This window comes from Pseudoduganella namucuonensis (assembly GCF_900116645.1).
Taxonomy (GTDB): Bacteria; Pseudomonadota; Gammaproteobacteria; order Burkholderiales; family Burkholderiaceae_D; genus Rugamonas; species Rugamonas namucuonensis.
Genome location: NZ_FPBO01000007.1, coordinates 221318 through 243516, shown reverse-complemented (window position 1 = coordinate 243516; position 22199 = coordinate 221318). Strand labels below are relative to the sequence as shown.

Annotated in this window: 20 protein-coding genes; 8 read left to right on the top strand and 12 right to left on the bottom strand. The window is 68.7% G+C overall.

Annotation, left to right across the window (positions count from 1 at the left end):
* Nucleotides 1-71: 71 nt before the first annotated feature.
* The gene (locus BM436_RS10445; protein WP_093555441.1) at nucleotides 72-1619 is read right to left on the bottom strand and encodes a DUF4214 domain-containing protein; all 1548 of its coding nucleotides are present in this window, start codon (nucleotides 1617-1619) and stop codon (nucleotides 72-74) included.
* Nucleotides 1620-1748: 129 nt separating this feature from the next.
* On the bottom strand, nucleotides 1749-3902 hold the full coding sequence (locus tag BM436_RS10440; protein WP_093555440.1) for an ATP-dependent helicase: 2154 nt from the start codon (nucleotides 3900-3902) through the stop codon (nucleotides 1749-1751).
* 113 nt (nucleotides 3903-4015) lie between these two features.
* Here BM436_RS10440 and BM436_RS10435 point away from each other — a divergent pair, with 113 nt between their 5' ends.
* A complete protein-coding gene (locus tag BM436_RS10435) occupies nucleotides 4016-5500 on the top strand; it encodes an ATP-binding protein (protein ID WP_093555439.1) in 1485 nt (494 codons plus the stop codon).
* Between the two features lie 33 nt (nucleotides 5501-5533).
* Here BM436_RS10435 and gluQRS read toward each other — a convergent pair whose 3' ends face one another.
* Nucleotides 5534-6520 carry a tRNA glutamyl-Q(34) synthetase GluQRS gene (gene gluQRS / locus BM436_RS10430; protein ID WP_093555438.1) on the bottom strand — a complete coding sequence of 329 codons (987 nt, stop codon included), beginning with the start codon at nucleotides 6518-6520 and terminating at the stop codon, nucleotides 5534-5536.
* Nucleotides 6521-6722: 202 nt separating this feature from the next.
* Here gluQRS and BM436_RS10425 point away from each other — a divergent pair, with 202 nt between their 5' ends.
* From BM436_RS10425 to BM436_RS10415, 3 genes are all read left to right on the top strand, one after another.
* Entirely contained in the window at nucleotides 6723-8360 is a 1638-nt protein-coding gene (locus BM436_RS10425) for a M28 family peptidase (protein ID WP_093555437.1), read from the top strand.
* 183 nt (nucleotides 8361-8543) lie between these two features.
* A complete protein-coding gene (locus tag BM436_RS10420; protein WP_093555436.1) occupies nucleotides 8544-9692 on the top strand; it encodes an acyltransferase family protein in 1149 nt (382 codons plus the stop codon).
* A 61-nt stretch (nucleotides 9693-9753) separates the two neighbouring features.
* On the top strand, nucleotides 9754-10185 hold the full coding sequence (locus BM436_RS10415; RefSeq protein ID WP_093555435.1) for a hypothetical protein: 432 nt from the start codon (nucleotides 9754-9756) through the stop codon (nucleotides 10183-10185).
* A gap of 21 nt (nucleotides 10186-10206) precedes the next feature.
* Here BM436_RS10415 and BM436_RS10410 read toward each other — a convergent pair whose 3' ends face one another.
* The gene (locus BM436_RS10410; protein ID WP_093555434.1) at nucleotides 10207-10569 is read right to left on the bottom strand and encodes a VOC family protein; all 363 of its coding nucleotides are present in this window, start codon (nucleotides 10567-10569) and stop codon (nucleotides 10207-10209) included.
* Between the two features lie 40 nt (nucleotides 10570-10609).
* Nucleotides 10610-11344, bottom strand: a complete 735-nt coding sequence (locus tag BM436_RS10405; protein ID WP_093555433.1) for a DUF4386 domain-containing protein — start codon at nucleotides 11342-11344, stop codon at nucleotides 10610-10612.
* Between the two features lie 155 nt (nucleotides 11345-11499).
* Here BM436_RS10405 and BM436_RS10400 point away from each other — a divergent pair, with 155 nt between their 5' ends.
* Nucleotides 11500-11928, top strand: coding sequence for a hypothetical protein (locus tag BM436_RS10400; protein WP_093555432.1), 429 nt, complete (start codon nucleotides 11500-11502; stop codon nucleotides 11926-11928).
* A 24-nt stretch (nucleotides 11929-11952) separates the two neighbouring features.
* Here the strand turns inward: BM436_RS10400 and BM436_RS10395 are convergent, their stop codons facing one another.
* The 4 genes from BM436_RS10395 to BM436_RS10380 form a co-directional block, all read right to left on the bottom strand.
* The gene (locus tag BM436_RS10395) at nucleotides 11953-12942 is read right to left on the bottom strand and encodes an AraC family transcriptional regulator (protein WP_093555431.1); all 990 of its coding nucleotides are present in this window, start codon (nucleotides 12940-12942) and stop codon (nucleotides 11953-11955) included.
* Between the two features lie 310 nt (nucleotides 12943-13252).
* A complete protein-coding gene (locus BM436_RS10390; RefSeq protein WP_093555430.1) occupies nucleotides 13253-13894 on the bottom strand; it encodes a hydrolase in 642 nt (213 codons plus the stop codon).
* Nucleotides 13895-14002: 108 nt separating this feature from the next.
* Nucleotides 14003-15175: an MFS transporter gene (locus tag BM436_RS10385; protein ID WP_093555483.1), complete on the bottom strand. Its 1173-nt coding sequence runs from the start codon at nucleotides 15173-15175 to the stop codon at nucleotides 14003-14005.
* Between the two features lie 112 nt (nucleotides 15176-15287).
* Nucleotides 15288-16283, bottom strand: a complete 996-nt coding sequence (locus BM436_RS10380) for an LLM class flavin-dependent oxidoreductase (RefSeq protein WP_093555429.1) — start codon at nucleotides 16281-16283, stop codon at nucleotides 15288-15290.
* A gap of 83 nt (nucleotides 16284-16366) precedes the next feature.
* On the opposite strand from BM436_RS10380, the gene BM436_RS10375 reads away from it, so the two are divergent.
* The 3 genes from BM436_RS10375 (at nucleotide 16367) to BM436_RS10365 (ending at nucleotide 19758) form a co-directional block, all read left to right on the top strand.
* A complete protein-coding gene (locus BM436_RS10375; protein WP_143133058.1) occupies nucleotides 16367-17098 on the top strand; it encodes a substrate-binding periplasmic protein in 732 nt (243 codons plus the stop codon).
* Between the two features lie 7 nt (nucleotides 17099-17105).
* A complete protein-coding gene (locus BM436_RS10370) occupies nucleotides 17106-18617 on the top strand; it encodes a dipeptidase (protein ID WP_093555427.1) in 1512 nt (503 codons plus the stop codon).
* Between the two features lie 262 nt (nucleotides 18618-18879).
* Complete coding sequence (locus BM436_RS10365; RefSeq protein ID WP_229489846.1) at nucleotides 18880-19758, top strand: TraB/GumN family protein; 879 nt, start codon at nucleotides 18880-18882, stop codon at nucleotides 19756-19758.
* Nucleotides 19759-19769: 11 nt separating this feature from the next.
* On the opposite strand, the gene BM436_RS10360 is transcribed toward BM436_RS10365, so the two are convergent.
* The 3 genes from BM436_RS10360 to BM436_RS10350 form a co-directional block, all read right to left on the bottom strand.
* Nucleotides 19770-20285: a hypothetical protein gene (locus BM436_RS10360; RefSeq protein WP_229489844.1), complete on the bottom strand. Its 516-nt coding sequence runs from the start codon at nucleotides 20283-20285 to the stop codon at nucleotides 19770-19772.
* Nucleotides 20286-20639: 354 nt separating this feature from the next.
* The gene (locus BM436_RS10355; protein ID WP_093555425.1) at nucleotides 20640-21035 is read right to left on the bottom strand and encodes a VanZ family protein; all 396 of its coding nucleotides are present in this window, start codon (nucleotides 21033-21035) and stop codon (nucleotides 20640-20642) included.
* Between the two features lie 331 nt (nucleotides 21036-21366).
* Nucleotides 21367-22131: an SDR family NAD(P)-dependent oxidoreductase gene (locus BM436_RS10350; protein WP_093555424.1), complete on the bottom strand. Its 765-nt coding sequence runs from the start codon at nucleotides 22129-22131 to the stop codon at nucleotides 21367-21369.
* Nucleotides 22132-22199: the final 68 nt, after the last annotated feature.

Below are 22199 nucleotides of genomic sequence, written 5' to 3'. Positions count from 1 at the left end.
CCCACCGTTTCCAGCGAGCCACCACCGCGGCACCATCGCCAGACGGCGAGTGGCATCGGGCGAGGGGTTGCTTAGAAAATGGCGTCGTTGGGGGCGAGGCCCACCAGGGCGGCGAAGGCGTGGCCGCCGTTGGCCGCCGCGATGGCCGCGTCGTCGTCGTGGGTGGCGGGGGCGATGTCCTTGATCCGCGTGGCGGCGGTGGCCGCCAGCAGCGCCGAGCCGGTGTACAAGGGCAGCAGCGCGCCGGCCGTGTCGGCCGCCATGGCGGCGGCCAGCTTGGCCACCAGCTCGCCCTGCGCCAGCGCGGCGGCCTGCCCCATCCGCGCCAGGGGGGCGTAGACGCCGGCGTCGACCCGGTCCATGCCCAGCTCCACGTTGGCGGCGCTGGCCTCCAGCAGCGAGCCGAAGGCGAGGGTGGAGGCGGCGCCCAGCTTGGCGTGGGCGGCCGTCAGCGCCGCGTTGTCGGCCAGCTTGACGGCGCGGGCCAGCAGCGCGCCAAGGGTGCCGCCGTTGTCGAGGTCGAAGGCGCCGGCGGCCACCGAGGCCGCCACCGCGCCCAGCGCGGCCTTGCCGGCCGCCAGGACGGCGAGCTGGCCCTCGCCCCCGGCCAGCGCCACCAGGGTGCGGGCGATGGCGGTCTGGACGATGTCGAGGTTGATGGAGGCTGCCTGCAGATGCTGCGCCCGCAGTTGCTCGGCCGAGCCGGGCAGGGCGTCGAAGGCCGCCGTCAGCGGCGCCGCCGCCAGCGCGTCCACGCCGGCCAGGTCGAGCGCGGCGGCGATGCGGGCGTTGGCGTCCGCCGCGCCCAGGCCCAGCGCGTCCAGCTCCTCGTACAGCGAGGCCAGCGGCGAGGCGGCGGTGGTCCCGCCCCCCACGCGCAGCATGCCCTGGTAGGCCAGCCCGGTCGTCGTGTCGACGCCGCCGGTGACGTAGTAGTCCGCCGCCGGGATGTCCGGCACCCAGCCGCCGCCGGCGGCGTGAATGAAGTTGCCGTACTCGTTGCTTTCGATGCTGGAGGCGACGCCGCCGTGGGTGATGTCCGCCCCTTGCAGATAGCCGGTGCCCTGCAGGTTCACGACCAGCGCCTTGCCGGGGGCGTGCGGGAAGTTGAATTGGCTGATCAGGTCGTTAATGCTGTCGCGCATGCCGGACACGGGCGTGTGGTCGGTCACCATCGCCAGGCCGGCCCGCATGAAGGAGAGGTCGGTGTTGCCGGCGTAGATCGCCTCGAATCCGGGCAGTTCGGTGACCAGCTGGCCGAACGCGTCGCAGTAGGCCAGCTTGTTGGCCAGCACGGTCGCGTCCCGCCCCTGCGCCCCGCCCAGCAGCGCCGGCGCGACGCGGCCGATCTCGATCGCGCCGCTGTCGACCTGCTTGCTCCAGTAAGCCACCCCGGCCGGATCGCCGGCGCGGCCGAACAGGTTGTGGTACAGCGCCTTGACGACGTCGGTGGTGGATTTGCCGGCGTACTGGTCGGCGTATTCCCGCGACGCCGCGAACGCGCCGCTGATGGCGTCGATCGACGCGTCGACCTTGACCCAATAGGCCAGTCCGACCGGCTCGGGTGGACGGCCGAAGTAGGCGATGTAGAGTTGCTGGATGTCGGCGGTGCGTGTCATGTGGTGTCCTCCCCTTGCAATGGTGGCAATTGTAGGAGGGACACCGTGAGCGAAATGTGAGCGCCGTCACATTCCCGAGTGGCTAGCATGATGGCCGGCGCGGCCGCGCCGCGTTGGCCCGCCTTGCGCCTAGTTCCTCAGCCAGCGGCGGAACGGTTCCAGGTCCGCGCCCGGTTCCACATACCAGGCCTTGCGCGGCCAGTCGAACTTGGCGCCCAGCGCCTTCACCTGCTGCGCCTCGTGGATGCCGGCGCTCAGGTAGTAGCGCGTGGGCGCGAGCGCGGCGCCGGCCGCCTCGTTGCGGGCGATGGCCTGCTCGGCGCCCGCCGCCGTCGCCGCCAGCCGCATGCGCGCGATGTAGGCGCTGCGCAGCTCCGGCTGTTCGGGCGAGAGCAGCGTGAGGCGCGCCTTGGCGCGCGTGGCCGCCACGTAGAACAGGTTCTCCTCCTCGCCCTTGTCGGCCAGCTGGCTGGGGAACTCGCCGGCCTCCAGGAAGGGCAGGATCACGTGGTCGAATTCCTTGCCCTTGGCGTTGGCGGCGCAGTCGATGGTGACGAAGTCCTTTTCCCGCTTGCGGCCGGCGAAGGCCTCGGCCGCGTTCAGGGCCTGCCAGAACTCGGCCAGCGTCTGGCCCGAGGCCGCCGCCGCCGCGATGAAGCCGGCCACCGATTTCGACACCACGCTGGCCTCGTAGGGCCGCACGAAGATGCGCTTGGCCGCCTGCTCCAGGTCCATCTGCGCGCAGATGGCGCGCAGCGGCACGTCGGCCGGCGCGGCCGGGTCCACGCCGGCCGCGTAGTCGATGGCGGCGGCGATCAGGCCGCGCGCGCCGCCGCCGCGCTGCTCGCCGCCGGCCTCGCCGTCGATGTAGAGTTTGTGGAAGTCGTTGATCAACTGCGGATGCTTGGCCACCTCGCGCTTGGCCGACTCCAGCCGCTCGGGGCCGAGCGGTAGTTCGCCGAACACGGCCAGCGCCTCGACGATGGCGGCGCGCACCTCCAGCGACTTCACCGAGGCCAGGTCGCGCAGGGCGATGGCGATCATCCCGCGCAGGAACAGGATCTCGTCGCGCTGCAGGTAGCCGGCCATGGCCGGGGTGCGATAGCCGATCTTGGCCTGCATCAGCGCGTTCTCGACGGCGATCGACTGGTGCCGGTCGCGCAGCAGGATGGCGCAGCCCTCCAGCGGGAAGCCGTCGCGCTTCCACGCCTTCACCGCCTCCACCACGCGCTCGCCGCAGCCGGCGCCGGCGCCGTAGTGCGCCTGCCGGATCTCGGTGTGCAGCGGCAGGCTCGATTCCACCGGCTTGTCCTTCAGCTCGCGCATGGCGTAGGCCAGGTGCGGGCCGTGGCGCCAGGTGTGGGTCAGCGGGTAGCGCTTCACGCCGGGATAGACCTGCGCGAAGCGGCGCTCCATGAACTCCTCGCTGGCCCCCAGCTTGGAGTGGATCACCTGGTCGACGTCGCCGGCGCCCACGAAGTAGCAGGTGGGGCGCGCGATCAGCGCGTTCAGGATGCGGAAGGCGGCCTCGTTCAGGTCGTGCAGCTCGTCGCACACCACCACCCGGTAGCCGGGCAGCGCGTCGGCGCTTTCCGGCGCCTGCGACAGCTGGCAGGCCAGATCGTAGGTGGCGTCGTAGGGGCCGCGGAACTGCACCTCCTCGTCGCCGCCCTTGCGCAACGTTTCGTACTCCAGCGTGGCCAGGTAGTCCACCAGCGGCGTCTTCAGCAGCTCGGCCGCCTCCTCGACGCCGATGTATTCGGCGTCCACGCCGTCCAGCGCCATGGTGGCCTTGAGCGTGAGCTGGATGTCGAGGAACTGGCTGAGCGCGATGTTGTGGGTGCGGATGTCCAGGTACTCCACCTTGCCCGTGTAGCGCTCGGCCACCCGCTCCAGCGCCCGCAGCGCGCAGGGCTTGAGCTGGCGCGCCTGCTCCACGCGCTCGGCCGCGCCGCCCTCGAGGCGCGCCAGCGCGGCGGTGGCGAAGTCCTCGAAGGTGGCCACCTCGACCCGGGCGGCGCTGGCGTAGGGGATGCCCACGTCCAGCAGGCGCTGGCGCATCACGTCGCGCGCCTCCGGCGTGAAGGTCAGCGCCAGGATCTGCTCGGGCGCCAGCTTGTGCGCCAGCGCCTCGCCGATGCGCAGCGCCAAGGTGGTGGTCTTGGCCGCCCCGGCGTTGGCCGCCACCAGCGCCACCTTGTTCTGGGCCTGCTGGATGGCGGTCTGTTCCGGCGTGGGGATCAGGCCTTGCGGGGTGAAGCGGGGGCGGTTGGGTTCGTTCATGCGGGGCGTCCTGTCTGCGAACCCGCATTATGCACGCCGGCGCGCGTTCCAGCCGAATCCCGTATCAATTGATACAATCGGGCCTGACACCGCTGTTGCAATGAAAGGCTAGTATGTTTTACGAGGCGACTGAGTCCCCCGAACCGGTGCTGGCGTTTTCGTCGTTCCGGTTCTATCCGACGCGGCGCATGCTGTATGACGAGGGGCGGCCGATCCGGCTGGGCAGCCGCGCCATCGACATCCTGCATGTGCTGCTGGAGCGCGCGGGCGAGACCGTCACCAAGGACCAGTTGATCGCCCGCGCCTGGCCCGACACCATCGTCGAGGAGGGCAACCTGCGGGTGCACGTGGCCGCGCTGCGCAAGACGCTGGGCGGGCGCCACATCGAAAGCGTGGTGGGGCGGGGCTACTGCTTCACCGCGCCGGTGGTGCGCGGCGGAGCCGGCGCGCCGCCGTCCACGCCGCCCGGCGGGGACGCCGCCCAGGTGGTCTACCTGCCGCAGGGCGAGGGCCTGCCGCCGCAACCCACGCGCGTGTTCGGCCGCGAACACACGGTGGCCGCGCTGGCCGAGCAGTTGGCCGAACGGCGCTTCGTCACCATCACCGGCACGGGCGGCATCGGCAAGACCACGGTGGCGCTGGCCACGGCCGAACACATGCAGCCACAGTGGCGGCAGGGCGTGGTGTTCGTCGACCTGGCGCCGCTGACGGACGCGTCCCAGGTGCCGCGGGCCTTGGCCGCCGCGCTGGTGATGGAAAACCCCGAGCGGGCCGACCTGGCGGCAATCATCGGCGCGCTGCGCAGCCACCACCTGTTGCTGATACTGGACAGCTGCGAACACCTGCTGGAGCCGGTGTCGCTGCTGGCCGAGCGGATGCTGCAGGGCGCCCAGGGCGTGCGCCTGCTGGCCACCAGCCGCGAGCCGCTGCGGGCCGAGGGCGAGTGGGTGCACCGCCTGCAGGTGCTGGAGCAGCCGCCCGAATCCGGCGCGGCCGGCATGACGCTGGCGCGGGCGCTGGCGTATCCCGCGGCGCAGCTGTTCGCCGAGCGCGTGCAGGCCAGCGCGGCGGGCGTGCGGCTGGACGACGCCGACGTGCCGCAGATTGTCGAGATCTGCCGCCGGCTGGACGGCATCCCGCTGGCGATCGAGCTGGCGGCGGCGCGCGTGGAGCTGTTCGGCGTGCGCGGCCTGGCCGTGCGGCTGGACGATTGCTGCCAACTGCTCAAGGGCGGACGGCGCACCGCCAAGGCCCGGCACCGCACGCTGGAGGCCACGCTGGACTGGAGCTACGCGCTGCTGGGCGAGCGGGAACGCAGGATGCTGCACCGCCTGTCCGTGTTCCGCCGCCGCTTCACGCTGGAGGAGGCGCTGCACATCGGCGCGGACCACGGCGGCGGGATGGAGGCGGCGATGGAACAGGCGATGGAGGCCTTGTCCAACCTGGTCAGCAAATCGATGCTGGCGACGGTGGCCGACACCGGCGCGGCGCGCTACCGGCTGCTGGAGACCACGCGCGCCTACGCGGCCGCCAAGCTGGCCGAAAGCGGCGAGCACGACGCCGTGCTGGCGCGCTACGCGGCGCTGATGGGCGCGTAGGGCGCTCAGGGCGCGTAGGGGCGAATAGGGCGGTTAGGGCGCCGCGCCGGGCGCAGCGTCGGGCGCCGCATTGGGCGGCGCAGCGGGCGTCTCGTCGCGCGCCGCGCCGCGCATGGCGCCGCGCGCGGCCAGCATCCGCGCCCACGCCGGCACGGCCTGGCGCCAGAACTCGTCGATGCTATCGGCCCGCGGGTCCAGCCCCAGGAAGCGCGCGGCGGGCAGCAGCGCCGATCTCAGCAGGCTCGCGGCCGGCGCGCCGTCGTCGAAGGCCTGCGCGCCGGTCTGCTTGGACAGCTTCTCGCCGTCCGCGTTGACCACCACGGGCACGTGCAGATAGGCCGGCAGCGGCAGGCCGAGCAGGCGCTGCAGGTAGATCTGGCGCGGCGTCGAGTCGAGCAGGTCCGCGCCGCGCACGATGTCGGTGACGCCCTGCGCGCCGTCGTCCACCACCACCGCCAACTGGTAGGCCCAGAAGCCGTCCGCGCGGCGCACCACGTAGTCGCCCACCTCGGCGGTCAGGTCCTGGCACACCCGGCCATGCCAGCGGTCCTCGAAGCAGATCACGCAATGCGGCTCCAGCGGCGTGCGCAGGCGCAGCGCGCGCGCCGCCTTGCCCGGCGCCAAGCCCCCGCGGCAGGTGCCCGGATACACCAGCGCCGAGCCGCCGCCCTGTCCCTGGCGCAGCTGCGAATCCTGGATCTCCTTGCGCGAGCAGGCGCACGGGTAGATCGCGTCGCCCAGCCGTTCCAGGGCCGCCTCGTACAGCGCGGTGCGTCGCGTCTGCCAAGTCACCTCGCCGTCCCATTGCATGCCGCACCTCAGCAACGAGGCCAGGATGTGCTGGTCGACGCCGGCCACGTTGCGGTCGCGGTCCAGGTCCTCCACGCGCACCAGCCACCGGCCGTGGCGGGCCTTGGCGTCCAGGTAGCTGGCCATGGCCGCGACCAGCGAGCCAATGTGCAGGGGACCGGTGGGGGAGGGCGCGAAACGGCCGACGTAGGGAGTGCGGGGAGGCGTCATCCGCAGAGTATCCCCGAGCCGCGCCCGGCGCGTCAACCGCGAGGCGGGCTGAGCCCCATTTGGGGCCTGGCCCCAAATGGGGCTCGGCTCGCCTCGGCGATGTTGCGGCGCGCAATGGTGGCGGCGCCGAGTTCGCATACAATGTTCGCGCGGCAAAACCGCGTCACCTATCCTCGAATTACACTTTTCGTAACAGGACACCATGCAGAAAATGTTCCCCACCCTGATCGCGACCGCACTGGCCACCAGCCTGGCGTTCGCCTTCCCAGCGCACGCGGCAGGCGGCACCACCGCCAAGGGCGCGCCCAAAGTCCAGGAAGCGCCCCTGCGCGCCCACCTCGCCTTCCTCGCCAGCGACCTGCTGGAAGGCCGCGGCACCGGCCAGCGCGGCGGCGACCTGACCGTCGCCTACATCGAAACCCAGGCGCTGGCCGCCGGCCTGAAACCGGTGTCTGGCAATAGCTACCGCCAGGCCGTGAGGATCGCCGGCGTGAAGTCGCAGCCGGCCGAGAGCTCGCTGCGCCTGGAGGCCAACGGCGCCGCGCTGCCGGCCGCCTTCGGCAAGGACTGGGTGTGGGCGCCGGGCGACGCGAAGGCCGTCCACAGCCTGAACGCGGACCTGGTGTTCGTTGGCTACGGCATCACCGCGTCGGAGGAGGGCTGGAACGACTTCAAGGGCCAGGACCTGAAGGGCAAGGTGCTGGTCATGATGGTGAACGATCCGCAGCCGACCGCCGAGGCGCCGAACCGCTTCGGCGGCAAGTCGCTGACCTATTACGGCCGCTGGACCTACAAGTTCGAGGAGGCCGCCCGCCAGGGCGCGGCCGGCGTGCTGCTGATCCACACCACGCCGACCGCCTCCTACGGCTGGAGCGTGATCCAGAACAGCTGGGACGGCGTGGAACGCTTCCAGCTGGCGCAGGGCAAGCTGGGCACCGCGCTGCAGGGCTGGATGACCGAGGACGCCGCGCGCGCCCTGTTCAAGGCCGGCGGCCAGGACCTGGACGCGCTGCGCGCCGCCGCCGAGCGCAAGGACTTCCAGCCGGTGCCGCTGAAGGCCAGGGTGGCCGGCGAGATGAAGGCCGCCGTGCGCAACCTGGAGCAGTTCAACGTGGCCGGCGTGGTGCCGGGCACCGATCCCAAGCTGAAGGATGAAGTGGTGATCTACAGCGCGCACTGGGACCACCTGGGCAAGCAGGGCACCGAGGGAGATACCATCTTCAACGGCGCCGTCGACAACGCCTCCGGCGTGGCCGCGCTGCTGGCGATGGCCAAGGAGGCCTCGGCCAGCCCGGCCAAGCGCAGCCAGATGTTCCTGTGGGTGGCGGCCGAGGAGCAGGGCCTGCTGGGCAGCGCCGCCTACGCCACCGCGCCGCTGTGGCCGCTGGCCAAGACCGCCGCCAACCTGAACCTGGACAGCCTGAACTACGTGGGCCTGACCAGCGACATCGGCACCCAGGGCAGCGAGCGCACGGACCTGGGCAGGATGGCCGAGGCCACCGCCAAGGCCATGAACATGACCATCTCGGTGGCGGCGCCCGACTTGGCCGGCGGCTACTTCCGCAGCGACCACTTCAGCTTCGCCAAGGTGGGCGTGCCGGCGTTCTCGATCGACGCGGGCAAGGAATACCTAGGCGACAAGGCCGCCGCGAAGGTGAAGACCGACGCCTACGCCAAGAAGTACCACCAGGTGACGGACGAATACGATCCGAGCTGGGACCTGTCCGGCATGACGCAGCAGGCGCAGTTCACGCTGAACCTGGGCCGCATGGTCGCCGACGCGCCCAGGATGCCCGAGTGGAAGGCCGGCGACGCCTTCGGCAAGGCCCGCGCCAAGTAATCCCACCCGGGGACAGACCCGCGACCGGCGTCCCGTGCCATTGCCGCGGCATCTGGCGCGCAGGGTCTGTCCCCGGTTTTAAGTCGCTGTTTTTTGGGGCTCTAATACCACTTCTAGTACCAGTTCACAGTATCATCTGGGGTCGCGCGTCGCTGGGTACGCGCCAGAAATAGGGACTCCGCATTGAAATCCGCACGCCTCGCCTCCTTGGACGCCTTCCGCGGCTTCACCATCGCCGCCATGCTGCTGGTGAACAATCCGGGCGACTGGGACCACCTGTATTCGCAACTGGCGCACGCCAAATGGAACGGCTGGACCTTCACCGACTGGATCTTCCCCTTCTTCCTCTTCATCGGCGGCATCTCCATGGCGTTCTCGCTGGGCCGCCAGGCCGACGCCGGCGCGGACAAGGGCGCCTTGCTGCATAAGCTGTTCAAGCGCGCGGCGCTGATTTTCCTGATCGGCCTCCTGCTCAACCTGTTCCCCCAGTTCGACCTGTCCACCGTGCGCATTCCGGGCGTGCTGCAGCGCATCGCGCTGTGCACCGCGCTGGCCGCGCCGCTGGTGGTCTACTTCACGTGGCGCCAGCTGATCGCGTGGATCGTGGGCCTGCTGGCCTTCTACAGCGCCGCGATGCTGCTGGTGCCGGTGCCGGACGCGCACGGCGTGGTTGGCGCCGGCGTGCTCGAACCGGGCCGCGACTTCGGCTCATGGCTGGACCGCCAGTTCCTCGGCGGCCATATGTGGGCCGCCGCCAGGACCTGGGACCCGGAAGGGCTGTTCACCACCATCCCCGCGCTGTGCAGCCAGTTGATTGGCGTGCTGACCGGTCGCTGGCTGCTGGCGCCGCGCAACAAGGCGGGGCAGACGGTGTGGATGCAGCTGGCCGGCCTGGCCTTCCTGCTGGCGGGCGCGATGCTGGACGTGGTCCTCATGCCGATCAACAAATGCCTGTGGAGCGTGTCCTACTGCCTGCTCATGAGCGGCTGGGCGCTGCTGATGTTCTCCGTCTTTTACTGGCTGCTGGACGCCAATCCGTCCCGCTGGCTGCGCGCCAGGGCGCAGTCGGCGATGCTGTTCTTCACCATCTACGGCATGAACGCGCTGTTCCTGTTCGCGCTGTCCGGACTGGTGGCGAAGACGCTGATGTTCACCCAGGTGGCGGGAACCGGCGACGCCCCGCGCTCGCTGGGCGCCGTCCTCTACGCCCCGCTCGAGGCGCTGCCCCTGCAGCCGGAGGCCGCGTCGCTGCTGCACGCGCTGCTGTTCAACGCGGCGATGTTCGCCATCGCCTGGTTCATGTGGCGGCGCCGCTGGTTTGTGAAGGTGTGATGGATTTGCGCGCCCTGTTCCCAGTGGGTATAGTCGGACATTCCCAAGACCGTGAAGAACAATGAACACAGAACGTAACAACTACCTGATCGCCGGCGCGGCGTTGAGCGGCTTCGCGGCGCTGCTGCACTTGGGCTGCGTCGTCTTCGGCGCGCCATGGTACCGCTTTCTGGGCGCGGGCGAGCGCGTGGCGCGGATGGACCTGGCGGGGCACTGGCTGCCCACCGCGATGGCGCTGGCCATGGCTTGCCTGTTGTCGGTGTGGGCGCTGTACGCGCTGTCCGGCGCGGGCGTGATCCGCAAGCTGCCCTATGTGCGGCTGGCGCTGTGCTTCATCACCGCCATCTACTTTCTGCGCGGCCTGGCGTTCCCGCCGCTGATACTGGTCTTCCCCGACAACAGCACGGCGTTCTGGCTGGCGAGTTCCGCCATCTGCGTGCTGTTCGGCGTGGTGCACCTGCTTGGCCTCAAACAGGCGTGGTGGAAGCTGTAGCAGGTCCCTCGCGCGGCCCCTTCAGCCCGCCGCCGGCCACTGGCGGAACACGATGCAGACGCCGGTCTTGTCCAGCACCGCGAACTCGAGCGCGCCCCATGGCCTTTGCGTGACGCGGGGGACGTTGGGATGCAGCATGTCAGGGCGTCTGGCCGCGATGTCCTTGTGGATCTCCTCGATGGTGTCGGTTTCTATCGCGATCTCCGGCCGGTCCTTGGCCGCGTATTCGGGGCTTTCCATGACATAGGCCTTGGCGCCGTCCCTGCCGACCACCGCCAGCCCGCCGTCGTGGTGGAGGATCTCGAATCCCAGGCAGTTCACGAACAGGTCGAGCCCCTCGTCCATGTGGTCGAAGAATACTTTGGGTATCAACTTCAGCATCATTTGCGTTTCTCCTGGTAGGGGCTGTTCGGGATTGTAGTGCTTATGGGACGTCGGCGCGCCGCTCCGACACCCGCCGCCAACCCGCCACGTCGACGCCCTTGGCAAGCAGCCACAAGGACAAGGCCAGCTCGGCCACGAAGGGTGGCAGCAGGATGGCGGGGAAAATGGCGCGCGCGAGGGCGGGCGCGAGCAGCATGGCGAAGCTGTTGATCAGATAGCATAGCCCCGCCAGCGCCATCAGCACGCCCAGCGCCTTCGGCAGGTAGCCGCTAAGGAAGATCAGATAGCCGCGCGCGAGACAGGCGCAGCCGAAGAAAACGAGGCCGATGCCGAAGCCAAAGGCGTGCATCCTGATCGCCACGTAGGAGAGGGCTTGCAGCTGCTCCGGCGTGAACGCCTTCAGGTAGGCGGCCTCGCCCAGCAGGAAAAGCGGCGCCAGCAGGACGAGTTTGTTGACGGCCAGGACGGCGGTCTGCACCGCCTGGGCCGCGGTCGCGAACAGCGCGAGGCCGCGGCCTACGGGTCTGAGCAACAAATACAGCAGCACCAGCACCGGCACGTCCAGGACGTGCATCAGCAGGTCCCCCGCGATGCCGGCGCGCCACAGCGCCTCCGAGGAGTGGATGTTGGCCGCGGTGGCCGCCGCGTCGCCGGACACGACGACGGTCCCGCGCACCGCCAGTTCCCCGCACACGCCGAGGGCGACGATGCCCAGATAAGCGGCGCCGCAGAGGCGGGCGTAAAGCTGCGGGGAGGGTGCGGCGGCGGCGGTCATCGTCCGGTGGCTGGTAGTTGACGGAATGGCAAATACTAGCACGGCTTTTGCAGCGCGGAAATGCAAATGCCCGCTTCGACACCGGCCGGTAGAATAGCTCAGCAGTTAAGACCCGGTGCTTGGACCCGGCAGTTTGATCCCACAAGGAGAAAAATATGCGTACACATTGCTTCAAATTGGCGATGCTCGCGGTGGCGGTATTGGCGGCGGGCTGCGCGTCCGTCCCGCAGTCCCAGCAATCGCAGGCCCAGCAGCAGGAGGAGGCGCCGCCGCCGAAGAACCCCGAGTTCGTCGGCGAAATGGCGAAGTTCAACGCGCAGTTCCCGAACGACAAGGCGACCCAGTACGAGGACGTCTCCATCGCCTTCAACAACAAGAACAAGCTCGACGAGAAGGGCGGCTGCCACGACAAATCCAAGCACCCGGTCACCATCATCCTGGTGCTGGACGCCAGCGGCAAGGTGGCCAGTTCGCTGACCGACGTGGAGAACGCGAAGGCCGCCTGCTTCCGCAATTCCTACGCCTCGGTGCAGTTCCCGCGCCCCCCGGTCGCGCCCTACCGCAAGGCCATCCTGCTGAGGTGAGCGCGCCCGCCGGGCTGTTCCCGCTCAGCGTTTCGTTGTGATCCCGTTTGAACCATCCCAGGCGCCGTCCGTCAGGCGCTCGCGCCGCGGCGCGTGGTTGAGGATGTCGGACGGGGTCATGCCGAACCAGCGCTTGCAGGCGCGGTAGAAGGCGCTCGGCTCGGAGAATCCCAGCTGGAAGGTCAGCATCTTCAGCGACAGCTCGCCGGCGGCCAGCGACTGGCGCGCCAGCTCGCGCCGGGTGTCGTCGACCAGCGCGGTGAAGCTGGTGCCTTCCTCGGCCAGGCGGCGCTGCAGCGTGCGTTCGCTCATCATCATGTGGGCGGCCACGTCCTCGCGGTGCGGCGGGCCTTTCGGCAGCATCAGCGCCACCATGCTTTGCACGCGCGCGGTGATGGTGGGCGGCTGGGCCGTGGCCAGGCCGGCCAGCACGCCGTTGCCGCGGTAGTCCGGCAGCGCCGCCACCAGGTCGGTGTCGGCGAACTCCATCACGTTGTGCGGGCGGTTGAAACGCACCGGGCAGCCGAAGGTCTCGGCGTACAGCGCGGCGTTGGCCGGCTCGGGGAAGGCGTATTCGAGCAGCACCGGCGAGGCGTCGTCGCGGCCGGCGGCGCAGCGCAGGCTGCGCAGCAGCACGCACCAGACGAAGTCGTAGCGCTGCCGCGGCACCTCGCGCTGCAAGCCGGGCAGCACCAGCCCGACCCGGGTGTGGCCGTGGCAGCGTTCGATGGTGCTCTGCACGGTGGGCGAGACCAGCATGATGTGGCCCATTACGCCCAGCCAGCCGAGGCGGTGCGGGGAGGAGATCTTCAGGCCGATCAGCGGGTCGCCCGAGTGCTCGACCAGCAGCGTCCACAGGTGGCTCAGCTTGTCCGACAGTTCCAGCGGCTCGCAGGCCAGGCCGTCGCCCTCGTCCAGGCCGGCGAGCTGGAACAGGGACTCGGCCTCCACGCCGGAGTTGGCCAGGCGCGACTTCACGCCGCGCACCAGATGCAAGGCGGATGAATAGCTCATGCGACGCCCCCGTTCATGGCGTGCCCCGCCGCGCGCCCCGTATGCGTTCGAATCATTTCCCATGTCTCCAATACGAACGATCGTGCTATTTTTATTCGGACCGTTCTTGATCTTTTTGTAATTTATTAACGCATGATTTGCGTTTCGGCAGCAGCAAAAAAAATAGAGTGGTTCCTCTATCGTGCGGCGGTGAAACGCATGCTAGCGCGACACGGGGGCGTGGTCGACTTGGAGGGGGAGGTGGGGACGGCCGCGCGTCCGGCGGCGCGGCTGTCCCTGGGGACGCGATGCGGCGCTTGGCGCCCGGTGCTTAGTGGCCGCCCTCGTTGGCGTGTTCGCCCAGGATCTGCTTGGCGTAGCGGATGCCGATGCCGTAGGCCGAGTGCGCCTTGAAGATCTCCATGCAGCCGTCGTAGGTCTCGCCGCGGGCCCAGTCGCGCTGCAGTTCGCACATCCATTGCAGCGAGTTGGTCGGCGTGGCGCCGGCCTGGATCATGCGCTGGATGGCGCGGTCGTGCGCCTCCACCGTGGTGTCGCCGCAGGCGTCCACCGGCACGAAGATCTCATAGCCCTCGGCCAGCATCTGCAGGGTCGGGAAGGTCACGCACACCTCGGTCCACAGGCCCGCGATGATCACGCGCTTGCGGCCGGTGGCCTTGATGGCGTCCTTGAAGGCCTGGTCTTCCCACGAATTCATCGAGGTGCGGTCGATCGGCTTCTGGTCCGGGAACACGGACTGGATCTCCGGGATCAGGTGGCCGCTGAAGGACTCGGCGGCGATGGTGGTGAGGATGGTCGGCACGCCGAACAGCTTGGCCGACTTGGCCAGGATCTGCGCGTTGTGCAGGATGGTGGTGCGCTCGTGAGACATGGTGCCGAACAGCATTTGCGGCTGGTGGTCGATCAGCGCCAGCACGCAGTCTTGCGGGGTCAGCAGGGTGTTGTAGGACATGGTTCTCTCCGTTTCAAAATAAGGGCTGGTCAACGGGGGAACTTTGACACTTTTACACCATTTCCGCGTCTGCTATAAGGCCAGCCGCCGCTCTGGCAAAGGAGGGAGTCAGCGCGCCCGCGCGCGCGCTCCCTTGCCGGTGAACTCGGTGGCGTAGATGGCCAGCGCGGTGGCGGGGAACAGCAGGCCGGCGGCCAGCGCGCCGCGCCAGCCGTGGGCGGCGTACATCCAGCCGCCCAGCGAGGAGCCGATCGCGCCGCCGCTGAAGAACAGCGCCATGTACAGGCCGTTCAGGCGGCTGCGGGCCTCCGCGCCCAGCGCGAAGATGGCGCGCTGGCCCGTGACCAGGCTGGCGGACACGCCCGCGTCCAGCATGATGGCGGCGAACACCAGCAGGCCCAGGTCGACGCCGCGGCCGCCGTCCGGCAGCAGCGGCGCGCCGAAGGCCAGCAGCGCGGCCAGCATGGCCACGCCGGTGGTGGAGCGGCTCTCGCCCTGGTCGGCGCGCCGTCCCGCGATGGGCGAGGCGACGGCGCCGGCCACGCCCAGCAGCGCGAACACGGCGATGCCGCTCTGCGACAGGCCGAAGCGGGGCGAGGCCAGCGCCAGCGGCACCGTGGTCCAGAACAGGCTGAAGGCGCCGAACATGCAGGCCTGGTAGGCGGCGCGGCGGCGCAGGATGGGCGTGGTCTTCAACAGATGCCACAGCGAGGCCAGCAGCGCGGGATAGGCCAGCGACGACCGCGGCTTGCGCTCGGGCAGCCGGCGGCGCAGCAGCAGCGCCAGCGCGGCCGTGGCGATGGCCGACAGCACGAAGACGGCGTGCCAGTCCAGCAAGTCGGTCACCAGGCTGGAGACGGGCCGGGCCAGCATGATGCCGAGCATCAGCCCGCTCATGACCTTGCCCACGCTCTCGCCCCGCAAATGCTCGGGCGACAGGTGGGCGGCGAAGGGCACCACCACCTGCGCGGCGACCGAGCCCAGGCCGACGCAGAAGGCGGCCAGCAGGAACTGGGCGGCGTTGCCGGCGAAGGCCGCGCCCAGCAGGGCGAGGGCGGTGGCGCCCAGCGTCGTGACGATCAGGCGGCGGTTCTCCAGCAGGTCGCCCAGCGGCACGATGAACACCATGCCGGCGACGTAGCCGAGCTGCGTCAGGGTGACGATCAGGCCGGCGGCGCCCGCCGACAGGCCGGTGGCCCGGCTGATGGGGCCGACCAGCGGCTGGGCGTAGTACAGGTTGGCGACGATGAGGCCGGTGGCGGTGGCCAGCAGCAGCACCATGCCGCGCGCGAGCGGCGGTGGGTGGGAGGTGGACAATGGCACTCCTGGTAACGGGAGGGCCATTGTAGTGTCGATCGGCGCGCCGCGCCGCCGGCCGCCGATATGGTCGGTATCAGTCGTGCGCCAGTTGGCGCCACACCTCGGACGTGATCTCGTAGGAGCGCAGCCGTTTGGCGTGGTCGAAGATCTGCGAGGTGATCATCAGCTCGTCGGCCTGGGTGCTGGCGGCGAAGGCGCGCAACTGTTCGGCGACGGTGTCCGGCGCGCCGATCGCGGCGCAGGACAGCACCGAGTCGAGCATGGCGTTTTCCTGCGGCCCCAGCGTGCCGCGGTAGCCGTCCAGCGGCGGTGGCAATCGCGTGGGGCGGCCGCTGCGCAGGTTGACGAAGGCTTGCTGCATCGACGTGGCGAGCAGTTGCGCCTCCGCGTCGGTGTCGGCGGCGAACACGTTGTAGCCCAGCATGACGTAGGGCTGGTCCAGTTGCGCCGAGGGACGGAAATTGGCGCGGTACAGGGCGATGGCCTGCGTCATCTGGGCCGGCGCGAAATGCGAGGCGAAGGCGTAGGGCAGGCCGAAATGCGCGGCCACCTGGGCGCCGTACAGGCTGGAGCCCAGGATCCAGAGCGGCACCTTGGCGCCCTTGCCGGGCACGGCGAGGATGCGCTGGCGCGGCGCGTCGGACATGTAGTCCTGCAACTCTTGCACGTCCTGCGGAAACTCGTCCGCGTCGGAGGCCAGGTTGCGCCGCAGCGCGCGCGCGGTGGCCTGGTCGGAGCCGGGCGCGCGGCCCAGGCCGAGGTCGATGCGGCCCGGGTGCAGCGCCTCCAGCGTGCCGAACTGCTCGGCGATCACCAGCGGCGAGTGGTTGGGCAGCATCACGCCGCCGGCGCCCACGCGGATGGTGGCGGTGCCGGCCGCCACGTGCGCGATCACCACCGCCGTGGCGGCGCTGGCGATGCCGGGCATGCCGTGGTGTTCGGCCAGCCAGTAGCGCCGGTAGCCCCAGCGTTCGCCGTGTTGCGCCAGGTCCAGCGTGTTGCGCAGCGAGGTGCGGGCATCGCCGCCTTCGGCGATGGGGGACAGGTCGAGTATGGAATAGGGGATCATGGCAGGCATATCGGGGCGGCGTGTCCGGATTCAATGATGGCCCTGCCGTGCGCGGGGGCTTTCCTGTAGACTTGGTATCCATCATGAAACGCTCTTGCCACCTGCTGCTGAGCACGGTGTTTGGCGTCCTCGGCGCGCTCCCGTGCTGCGCGCGCGCCGCGCCGTTGATCGTGCTGGCCGATACCGGGGCCCAGATGCCCCTGGCGGAGGCGCGCGACGGCAGGGTGGTGGCCGGCATGCATTACGACCTGGGCCAGGCGCTGGCCAAGCTCCTGGGCCGCACGGCCGTGTTCCGCAGCCTGCCGCGCAAGCGCATCGCCCAGGCGCTGGAGCAGGGCCAGGGCGACATCGTCTGCCTGTACATGGCGCCCTGGCTGCCGGGCAAGCTGCACTGGACCCAGCATTTCTTCCCCTACAGCGAGGTGGTGGTGACCAGCCGCGGCGTCGAGCGGCCGCGCGCGCTGGCGGACCTGGCCGACCAGCAGATCGGCACGGTGCTCGGCTATGTGTATCCGGACCTGGAACAGGCGCTGGGCGAGCGCTTCCGCCGCGCCGACGCGGTTTCCGGCTGGAACAACCTGCGCAAGCTGAGCCTGGGCCGCGTGCGCCACGTGTCGACGCTGACCTTGTTCGTCGATTACTACCGCAAGCAGGGGGGCAAGCTGGATATTCATCCGCCGTTGCTGGTGCGCACCTATCTCACCCAGTGCGCGGTGTCGCCCAGGAGCGGCGTCAGCGTGGACGAGGTCAATCGCGCCATCGACAAACTGTTGCACGACGGCGAACTGAACAAGATAATGGCGCATTACCGATAGGGGAAACATGCTGAAAAAACTCGCGTCCTTGGCTTTGCTCCTGCAAGCTCCACTCCTGACCGCGCCGCTGCACGCCATGCCGCTCAGCGAACCCGCCACCGAGATCGCGCGCTACGCGCTGGCGGTCTATCCCCAGCAATTGACCGCCAGCCTGGCCGGCATGGTCCGCTACAACACGGTGGCCGACCCGGCCGTGCCTTTCGACAAGAATCCACAGCACCTCGGTTTCAAGAAATTCCTGGGCGAGGAGGCGGCGCGCCTGGGCTTCGATTTCGAGGACCACGGTCACGTGCTGGTGATCGGCCACGGCGACAGTTCCGACCGCGTGGGCATCATCACGCACGGCGACGTGCAGCCGGTGAATCCGGCCAAGTGGGCCAAGTCGCCGTTCGAACTGGACGCCACCTCCGAACCGGGCCGCCTGATCGCCCGCGGCGCCGAGGACGACAAGGGGCCGATCGCCACCGCGCTGTACGCGATGAAGGCCATCAAGGACAGCGCCCTGCCGCTGAAAAAGCGGCTGGAACTGTATGTGTACATGGCCGAGGAATCGGACTGGGGGCCGTTGGAGGAATTCCTGAAAACCCATTTGCCGCCGCAGATGAACATCACGCTCGATTCCGAATACCCGGTGGTGACGGCGGAGAAGGGCTGGGGCGCGGTGACGGTGACGATGCCGGCGATGGCCGCGCCGGCCGCCGGCAAGGAACCCGTGCTGACGGAGTTCGCGGGCGGCTTCTTCGGCAGCCAGATCCCGGAGGACGCCAGCGCCGTGATCGGCAACGCCACGCGCGCGCTGGAGGCGCAGATCCGCCAGCGCGCCGCGCGCCAGAAGGGCATGCGCTACGACTACGCGTGGCAGGGGCGCGAACTGAAGGTGACGGCGCTGGGCCTGTCCGCGCACTCGTCCAAGCCGGAGGACGGCGTGAACGCCATCAGCATGCTGGCCGACGCGCTGAAGGTGCGGCCCTGGACCGGCACGCCGGCCGCTTCCATGGTGCGCTTCCTGAACGACCTGGTGGGTACCGGCCTGTATGGCGAGCGCTTCGGCAAGGTGGCCTACCGCGACGCCTTCATGGGCCGCATGACGGTGGCGCCCACGGTGCTGAAGCAGAAGGTCGGCGCCATCGAGCTCAACATCAACCTGCGGCGGCCGCGCGGCAAGCCGGCGGCGGAACTGAAGGAGCAGTTCCAGCAAGCCTTCGGCCAGTGGAAGCGCCTGCACGCGCCGCAGGCGCGCATGGCGCTGGAGATCGGCGAGCCCTGGGTGCAGACGGACGCGCCGCAGGTGCCGGTGCTGCTGGACGTGTTCGAGCACTACACGGGCGCGCGCGGCGCCAGGCCGATCTCGATCGGCGGCGGCACCAACTCCCGCCTGTTCCCGAAAGCGGTGTCCTTCGGCCCGGCCATGCCCGGCATGCCCTACACCGGCCACTCGGAACATGAATACATCACCAACGCACAGTTGCTGCTGAATCTGCAGATGTACACGGCTGTGCTGGTCGAACTGGCACGTTGACGCCCCGGGCGCGGCGTCCGCCCCGGACGCCGCGTTGTATTTGATTCCTTCCGCCAAGAAATTGGTTCCCTCGCGGCAAAATAAGTCTTACCATCAATAACAGCTAGGCCGTTTATCCCGCCTTTCCTGTTTCACCCTACACCCACCCATCGCTGATTGCCGAACCGTCAATGGACCCGGCAGGGGGAAGTTTATGCGTCGCACTTTATTGTCAATCTGTGCACTTTTGTGCGCGGTTTGCCTGCCAGGACACACCATGGACATGAGTATCAATCCTCACCTGTCGGAAGGCGCCGCGGCGCTGGCCGAGCAGGCCGCGCCGCGCCGCGGCGCACTGTACCGCGTGCAAAACGCCGGCAAGACCAGCTACCTGTTCGGCACGGTCCACGTGGGCAAGCAGGCCTTCTTCCCGCTGGAGCCGCAGGTGACCCGCGCGCTGGCCGACTCCACCACGCTGGTGCTGGAGCTGGACGTGCGCGCTAACGACCAGTTCCAGCGCGCGCTGGCCCGCTACGCCCGCTACGCGCCCGGCGATTCGGTGCGCCGGCACCTGTCGCCGGAAACCCTGCAATTGCTGGAGCAGGCGATGGCGCGCGCCGGCATGTCGCTGGCCGGCATGGAACAGTACAAGCCCTGGCTGCTGGCCAACATCCTGGTGGGCGCCGAGATCGAGCGCCACGGCTACGCGCGCAGCAATGGCGTGGAGCAGTATCTGCTGTCGACCGCGATGCGGCAGCGCAAGCCGCTGCGTGAACTGGAGAGCGCGGACTACCAGCTCAGCCTGTTCGACACCCTGGACGATGCGCAACAGGAGGCCTATCTGCGCGAGAACCTGGCCGAACTGGCCAGCGGCGTGTCGCTGAAGAAAACGGCCGGCCTGATCGACGCCTGGAGCACGGCGGACGCGCCCGGCATCAAGGCGGCGTGGAAAACGCTGGTCAGCGGCGACACCGTGTCGGCCGCCTTCATGGAGCGTACGCTGCTGGGCAAGCGCAATCCGGAAATGGCCGCCTCCATCGAGGACATCATGAAAACGGACCAAGTCGCCTTTGTGGGCGTGGGCCTGCTGCACCTGGTGGGCGACAACAGCCTGCCGGAACTGCTGCGCGAGCGCGGCTACCAGGTCGAGCAACTGTACTAGCCGCCCACCGGCTACTCGCGCTGCACCGAGCCGTTGGTGCTGCGCACGCGGTCGCCCGTCTTATAGCTGGGCATGTTTTCGACGATGACCGTCTGCGTGGTGCCGTCGTCGGCGCGCATGGTCACGCGGTAGACCTTGTCCGTCGGCGAACCCTCCCTGCTCATCGTGCCGCCCACGGCGGCGGCCCCCACGGCGCCGGCGCCCATCGCCATCGCGTCCTGCCTCAGGATGGGATCGATCGCCGTCACCACGCCGCTCCAGCTTTGCATGGTGCCGGTGGTGCTGCGCTGCGCGCCGGCCTGGTCCATGCCGGCGGCGGCCGCGCCGGCCGTGCCCGTGGTTCCCGAAGCGCTCCAGCCCCCCGGCGTGCCGGACGACCCGGACGTGGCGGCGGCGGCCGTGCTCCCCGCCGAACCCGGCGACCCGTAACTATCGGTGCCGCTGGCCTGCTTGTCCGTCATATCGGTCGTGGAACAGGCGCTCAGCGCGCACAGCACCCCTGCCAGCAAAGTGATTTTTGTCTTCATGATGAATCTCCATTAAACGAGCGGACGCTCGGTAGGTTGGAGCTGATCATCATGCCACCCGTTCCGCTCGCAGTGAGCACGATTGACGCATATCAAACTGTCGGGCTGATTGCAAAGCAATAATTGCACGTCAGAAATTCATAGGAATAGACTATGCCGACGCGCAAAACGGAATACCTCATCGAAGAGTTGATCGCGGCCCTGCACGGACCGCAAGCCAGCGCGCGCCAGCGGCACGGATTGCGACAGACCCTCTACAGCCTGGTCAGGCTGGGACGGGCGGAACAATTGATGGAAATGCGGCGCGACAGCGAACGCGCCGGCGGCCTGTGCCGGCCGGGCCCGCGCGCCAATTCAGCCGAGTACCTTGTGACGGCTCCACAGCGCCCACATCCCGCTGGCGGTGACGATGGCGGAGACGGTGTCGACCAGCCAATCAGCGACAGCGCCATGGCGATAGGGCAGGAAACTCTGGACCAGCTCGTCAAGCGCGCCCATCGCCATGACGGTGGCGACCGCCTTGACGGCGCGTAGGCCCGGACCGCCCTGGCCGCCGGTGAACAGCAGGAAAGCGAGGCCGGCGTAGGCGCAGGAATGCAGCAGCAACCCGGACGCGACCTGGCCCACGTCGGCGCGCGCGCCGGGGATGGAGCCCAGGATCAGGATCAGCAGGTAGAGCACGATGGCGGTGCGGTAGCGCAGATTGGCGTGCGCCGGGGTCAGCACCACTTGTTGGAAGAGATTGAGCATGGGGCAACGATATCATGCAGCGCAAAAAAATGCCCGCTGGTTAAAGCGGGCATAGGGGGAGGTGATTTGTCTGGTCGGTGCGCCTCGCGGCGCACCTCACTGCCACCACGCATATCGGTTGCATGTGCAGCAGGTAGAGCTAGTCTACAAGACGTATATGACGACGCCATGACATAACGCAAGAGCTTGGCGCGAAAAAAAAAGCCCGCTGGCTAAAGCGGGCTTCAAACTATTATCTTGGAGGAGAATAGTGGAGACAGGTGCATTATGCTGCGTCGCCACATATATGTCTAATTCTAAGTTTCGATAACAGACATATTCAAAACATATATCACTCCTGGACCGGCACCGTGTAGTTCAAGGCCATGCGGCCGCCGTCGACAAACAGGGTCTGGCCCGTCATGTAGCTGGCGTCGTCGCTGGCCAGGAAGGCGGCGATGGCGGCCACCTCCTCGGGTTCCCCGCAGCGTCCCAGCGGCGTGCGCGACAGGATGGTGTGGCGCGCCTCCGGGCTGCCCAGCACGGCCTTCTTGGCCAGCTCGGTCAGGATGGTGCCCGGGCCGATGCCGTTGACGCGCACCTTGTACGGCGCCAGGTTCAGCGACATCACCTTGGTCAGCTGGTTGATGGCGCCCTTGGACACCACGTACGGCACCTGGTCGGGGATCGCCAGTTCCGAATTCACGCTGGACATGTTGATGATGCAGCCGCTTTGCTGCTTCGCCATGACGCGCGCCACGGCCTGGCCGCACAGGAACATCGATTTCAGGTTGATGCGCATCACGCGGTCGAAATCGTCCTCGCTCACGTCGAGGAACAGGGCCTTGTGCGTGACGCCGGCGTTGTTGATCAGGATGTCGATGCGGCCGAACACCGCCAGCGTTTCCGCCACCAGCGCGTCGACGTCGGCCTTTTGGCTGACGTCGGCGGTGAAAAAGCGGGCCTGGTCGCCCAGCGCCTCGGCCGCCTGCGCGCCTTCCGGCTTGATGTCCACCAACATGACTTTCGCGCCCTCGGTGATCAGGCGTTGAGCGCAGGCCAGGCCGATGCCTTGTGTGGCGCCGGTCACGATGGCTACTTTTTGGGATAATTTCATGGGCTGCGTCCTCTCTTTCGGGTGATGAGGCGGATTCTACTCCAGGCCGTCACGCTATAATGCCGGGT

Coding starts and splice junctions, on each gene's coding strand:
- BM436_RS10445 (WP_093555441.1), bottom strand. CDS start 1,619: ATGACACGCACCGCCGACATCCAGCAACTCTACATCGCCTACTTCGGC.
- BM436_RS10440 (WP_093555440.1), bottom strand. CDS start 3,902: ATGAACGAACCCAACCGCCCCCGCTTCACCCCGCAAGGCCTGATCCCC.
- BM436_RS10435 (WP_093555439.1), top strand. CDS start 4,016: ATGTTTTACGAGGCGACTGAGTCCCCCGAACCGGTGCTGGCGTTTTCG.
- gluQRS (WP_093555438.1), bottom strand. CDS start 6,520: ATGACGCCTCCCCGCACTCCCTACGTCGGCCGTTTCGCGCCCTCCCCC.
- BM436_RS10425 (WP_093555437.1), top strand. CDS start 6,723: ATGCAGAAAATGTTCCCCACCCTGATCGCGACCGCACTGGCCACCAGC.
- BM436_RS10415 (WP_093555435.1), top strand. CDS start 9,754: ATGAACACAGAACGTAACAACTACCTGATCGCCGGCGCGGCGTTGAGC.
- BM436_RS10410 (WP_093555434.1), bottom strand. CDS start 10,569: ATGATGCTGAAGTTGATACCCAAAGTATTCTTCGACCACATGGACGAG.
- BM436_RS10405 (WP_093555433.1), bottom strand. CDS start 11,344: ATGACCGCCGCCGCCGCACCCTCCCCGCAGCTTTACGCCCGCCTCTGC.
- BM436_RS10400 (WP_093555432.1), top strand. CDS start 11,500: ATGCGTACACATTGCTTCAAATTGGCGATGCTCGCGGTGGCGGTATTG.
- BM436_RS10395 (WP_093555431.1), bottom strand. CDS start 12,942: ATGAGCTATTCATCCGCCTTGCATCTGGTGCGCGGCGTGAAGTCGCGC.
- BM436_RS10390 (WP_093555430.1), bottom strand. CDS start 13,894: ATGTCCTACAACACCCTGCTGACCCCGCAAGACTGCGTGCTGGCGCTG.
- BM436_RS10385 (WP_093555483.1), bottom strand. CDS start 15,175: ATGGTGCTGCTGCTGGCCACCGCCACCGGCCTCATCGTCGCCAACCTG.
- BM436_RS10380 (WP_093555429.1), bottom strand. CDS start 16,283: ATGATCCCCTATTCCATACTCGACCTGTCCCCCATCGCCGAAGGCGGC.
- BM436_RS10375 (WP_143133058.1), top strand. CDS start 16,367: ATGAAACGCTCTTGCCACCTGCTGCTGAGCACGGTGTTTGGCGTCCTC.
- BM436_RS10370 (WP_093555427.1), top strand. CDS start 17,106: ATGCTGAAAAAACTCGCGTCCTTGGCTTTGCTCCTGCAAGCTCCACTC.
- BM436_RS10365 (WP_229489846.1), top strand. CDS start 18,880: ATGAGTATCAATCCTCACCTGTCGGAAGGCGCCGCGGCGCTGGCCGAG.
- BM436_RS10360 (WP_229489844.1), bottom strand. CDS start 20,285: ATGAAGACAAAAATCACTTTGCTGGCAGGGGTGCTGTGCGCGCTGAGC.
- BM436_RS10355 (WP_093555425.1), bottom strand. CDS start 21,035: ATGCTCAATCTCTTCCAACAAGTGGTGCTGACCCCGGCGCACGCCAAT.
- BM436_RS10350 (WP_093555424.1), bottom strand. CDS start 22,131: ATGAAATTATCCCAAAAAGTAGCCATCGTGACCGGCGCCACACAAGGC.